The organism is Laspinema palackyanum D2c (assembly GCF_025370875.1).
Lineage (GTDB): Bacteria > Cyanobacteriota > Cyanobacteriia > Cyanobacteriales > Laspinemataceae > Laspinema > Laspinema palackyanum.
Genome location: NZ_JAMXFD010000062.1, coordinates 1 through 3,411, shown reverse-complemented (window position 1 = coordinate 3,411; position 3,411 = coordinate 1). Strand labels below are relative to the sequence as shown.

Annotated in this window: 5 protein-coding genes; all 5 read left to right on the top strand. The window is 43.6% G+C overall.

Annotation, left to right across the window (positions count from 1 at the left end; genetic code table 11):
* Positions 1–111 precede the first annotated feature (111 nt).
* The gene (locus NG795_RS28255) at positions 112–891 is read left to right on the top strand and encodes a hypothetical protein (protein ID WP_367291929.1); all 780 of its coding nucleotides are present in this window, start codon (positions 112–114) and stop codon (positions 889–891) included.
* A gap of 158 nt (positions 892–1,049) precedes the next feature.
* Positions 1,050–1,292, top strand: coding sequence for a hypothetical protein (locus tag NG795_RS28250; RefSeq protein ID WP_367291928.1), 243 nt, complete (start codon positions 1,050–1,052; stop codon positions 1,290–1,292).
* Between the two features lie 3 nt (positions 1,293–1,295).
* Positions 1,296–1,886, top strand: a complete 591-nt coding sequence (locus tag NG795_RS28245; protein WP_367291927.1) for a hypothetical protein — start codon at positions 1,296–1,298, stop codon at positions 1,884–1,886.
* A 155-nt stretch (positions 1,887–2,041) separates the two neighbouring features.
* Positions 2,042–2,986: an endo-1,4-beta-xylanase gene (locus NG795_RS28240; RefSeq protein ID WP_367291926.1), complete on the top strand. Its 945-nt coding sequence runs from the start codon at positions 2,042–2,044 to the stop codon at positions 2,984–2,986.
* Positions 2,983–3,363 carry a hypothetical protein gene (locus NG795_RS28235; RefSeq protein ID WP_367291925.1) on the top strand — a complete coding sequence of 127 codons (381 nt, stop codon included), beginning with the start codon at positions 2,983–2,985 and terminating at the stop codon, positions 3,361–3,363. Before NG795_RS28240 ends, NG795_RS28235 begins: the two co-directional genes overlap by 4 nt.
* Positions 3,364–3,411: the final 48 nt, after the last annotated feature.

The following is a 3,411-nucleotide window of genomic DNA, read 5'->3' as shown; positions in this document are numbered from 1 at the left end:
GACTTCGAGGAGTAATTTACGGGTTTGTTGGGGGAGTTTTTGGGGCAATGGTTTTTGTAGCCCTAATCTATTTTTCGGGTATTAAAGATTAGAAGAGATAGGTATCAAATTATGACTTACAGCGATTCTGGAGGGGGTGGCGATGATGGAAACACGGGATGGGTTCCTTCGTGTGATGTTTGTTATCTCCTCAATAGTATTAAATCAACAGTAGAGAGTAATCAAGCACGGCTAAGCACCATGCAGACAACTCTGGATAATATGATAACAGTGTTTAATGCTAACTTTAACACTGATTTCCCTTGGCTATATGAAATCAAGGAAAAATGTGATTCAAAGAGTAACAAGCAATACATCGGAACGGCAAAGGGCATTCCTGCTTTAGTTTTGCAGAATAGAGACATAGTTAAACTGTTAAAAGACATTCAACACTCAACTTGCACAAATGACAACGGACCTGTAGTCCCTGAGTGGTGGCAGTTGAGGGCTGGTGCCGATAGACCGCAGTTAGTGGTTTTATGTGCTGAAAAGAATCCCGATGACACGCTGAAAAGTGCAAAATACGTCGTTACAATTCCCCACTATCAACATTCAGACCCGCATAATTTCCCCCCTTTTACCCGTCTGGAAAAAGGCTCTTATCAAGGGGTGTTAACCTTAAAAGATAATAGCAAGGTTATAATATATGGTAAAACTATCCAAGAAACTAGGAACGTTCTATATAATATTTACCAAGAAATAGATACCGCTTATAGGGATGGCTTTTACCCTAAAGTGGGACCTATCGGTAACCCTGATTTCCTAGAAATTACCGTCTATCCCAAATATGGGAAATACTTCCCCTCTGGGGTCACAAAGACGGTTCCTCTTTGGACAGTGGCATACGGATAAAATTTTAAAAGAATATCGTACCTTAATCCCCGATAAGCGGTTGACCCACGGTTTATCCAGAGTTCATAAAAATTTCATGCTAGTTTTATGGAAGGGCTATAAAAAAAATATATTGAGAATCTAATAAGAGTCTCAATTGATGACGCTTTTTTACCCGGTTGACGACTCGCCAACGACTCGCCAACGACTCGCCAACGACTCGCCAACGACTCGCCAACGACTCGACCCAAGCTCACCGCAAGCTCACCGCAGGCTCACCGCAAGCTCGCCGCAAGCTCCCGGGGAGTCCTCCGATAGCTCACCGCAAGCTCACCGATAGCTCACCGCAAGCTCACCGCAAGCTCACCGTAAGCTTGCCGATAGCTCACCGCAACCGAAAATCTAGTAATAGGACAGGTTAATTTATGGCACTACGCCCAGGACCCTTACCCGGCTATTATGTCGAAGCGATCACGGGTATTATGAAAGATAGTACGGCTCAAAGTCCTTCTGATACGACAAACGAGAGATGCTATATCAAGGATTGTGTCGCCAGTTGGCTAGGTTTGAAAATCGCGACGCCTCGTACTGGTCAATTTCAAGCAGGGGCAACCCCTAATCCCAATCAAACGAATCAAGGAAGGTCCTACGCAATTAGAGGGCAACGGGGGAGTTATCAGTACAAAATTTTATTAATCCCTGCAACGCCTATCCCGGTTTCCTATTATGACCGCACCACCGGAACCCTTAAATCGGAAACGGTCCCGCGCAATAGCGTCTCAATCAGTTTAAGCCGGACTATCTCAGTCGCCGAACTCCGAGCGTGGTTAATTCTCAAGGTCGGGGCTGGAGACACCGGGACGATTAAAGCTGATGCGTCTAACGCGATTATGGGGTTAGTCACTCCTTGGGATCGTAAATATATCTGGAGAACTCCTCTGATTCCTACCCCAGATTTGTCCGCTACACCGAATAGTGTCTATATCGGCGTTGAGAGTGCTGGGGGTGTACCATAATTTTAAATGGGTGATTAATTGCACCTTTTCATCTAATCACCCAGGAATAACCTTCCTGAAAAAAATCAGCGACTCCCTCCTTATTTTGCTGAAAAATCAGGAAGGGGTCGGTTTTTTATTACTCCTCTCCTCTCCATATAAGCGCGGCAATTTTTATGAGTCTAAGGGCGATAATTCCGAGCGGGTTTTATCTGGGTGCGACTTCAAACTATAAAATACTGAGCAATGATTTGAAGCTTCAAGAATTGGTATCAGAAAATTTTAATCTTATAACTTCCGATAACGATTTTAAGCTAGGAACAATAGCCAGATGTCCTGATGAGTGGAATTTCGAGTCATCCGACTGGTTTGTTGATTTTGCCACTAACGCTAAATTAAAAGTCAGAGGGCATCTGATGATTTGGGCTAGGAGTATCCCGGAATGGCTGCGAGATATGGATAGTCAGCAATTTAGAGACTTCCTGAAAAATTACTTAGAAGAAACATTAAGCCGGTATCCTTCAATTGTAGAGTGGGATATTTGCGGGGAAGCTATCGAAGAAACTGGATTGTTAAGGGAATCTTTCCTAAGTTATCATCTGGGTAATGAATGGGCTAAGACTTGCCTAATTTGGGCTAGAAATATCCGACCTGATGCTAAATTGTTCTATTCTGAGTATCGCCTGCAAGGATACCGAAAGCAGAAAGGGGTCTTAAGTTTAATTGATAATTACCTACGAGAGGGAAATATTTTGGACGGGTTAGGGGTGCAACTCCATCACAATACTCTCGGAACTTTTAGGCTTTTTGGTTTTAAAGATTTCTTGAAAACCATTGAAAGTAGAGGGTTAAAGATTCACTTTAGTGAGGTTACGGTCTGGGATAATACAAGTCTTTCCAAGCATTTTGGCGAGTTATCTCAAGCGGTAGCCTATAGCGAGTTATTCCGGTTATGTCGGGATTGTGGATCTGAAGTCTTCAATATCTGGGGAACTACCGATCGCTACTCCTGGAGAAGCCCCGAGTTTACCCCGTTCCTATTCAATAGAGACTATCAACCGAAACCCGCTTATTTTGCCATGAAAGACGCATTATCTCATTTTGAGGGGATGGGGTCATGAGTTATGACAATGACGCTTACTGGGTCACTCATGCCCAAATAGATATGGAAATCTCAGATGAGGATTATCTGGCGGGCTTAAGGTTGCCTGATATGGTTTTTCCATCCGATGACCCTCAGCAAACTTTTCGGGTAACGGTTTTCTCCGTAAGAAGTAAACCGACTTGGTGGTTAGGGGGGACATTATCAAGATGCATCGGGGCTATCGAGCAAGAATTGGATTTCGTTTCCGGTAGTCAAGTCATTCCACTGAATGAAATCACGATGGTTAATTTATCACCAAGGTCACAAGAGACCTATTTTAAATTTAAGCCCCCGTTTTGGTTTTTACAATGCACCCTCTTAGTAGAGCGGTATGAAGTGCCACCCATAGAATAGAGGGACCCCTTTTAATGCGATCGCGTTACTCTATCCCAGGGGATTCAT

Coding starts and splice junctions, on each gene's coding strand:
- NG795_RS28255 (WP_367291929.1), top strand. CDS start 112: ATGACTTACAGCGATTCTGGAGGGGGTGGCGATGATGGAAACACGGGA.
- NG795_RS28245 (WP_367291927.1), top strand. CDS start 1,296: ATGGCACTACGCCCAGGACCCTTACCCGGCTATTATGTCGAAGCGATC.
- NG795_RS28240 (WP_367291926.1), top strand. CDS start 2,042: ATGAGTCTAAGGGCGATAATTCCGAGCGGGTTTTATCTGGGTGCGACT.
- NG795_RS28235 (WP_367291925.1), top strand. CDS start 2,983: ATGAGTTATGACAATGACGCTTACTGGGTCACTCATGCCCAAATAGAT.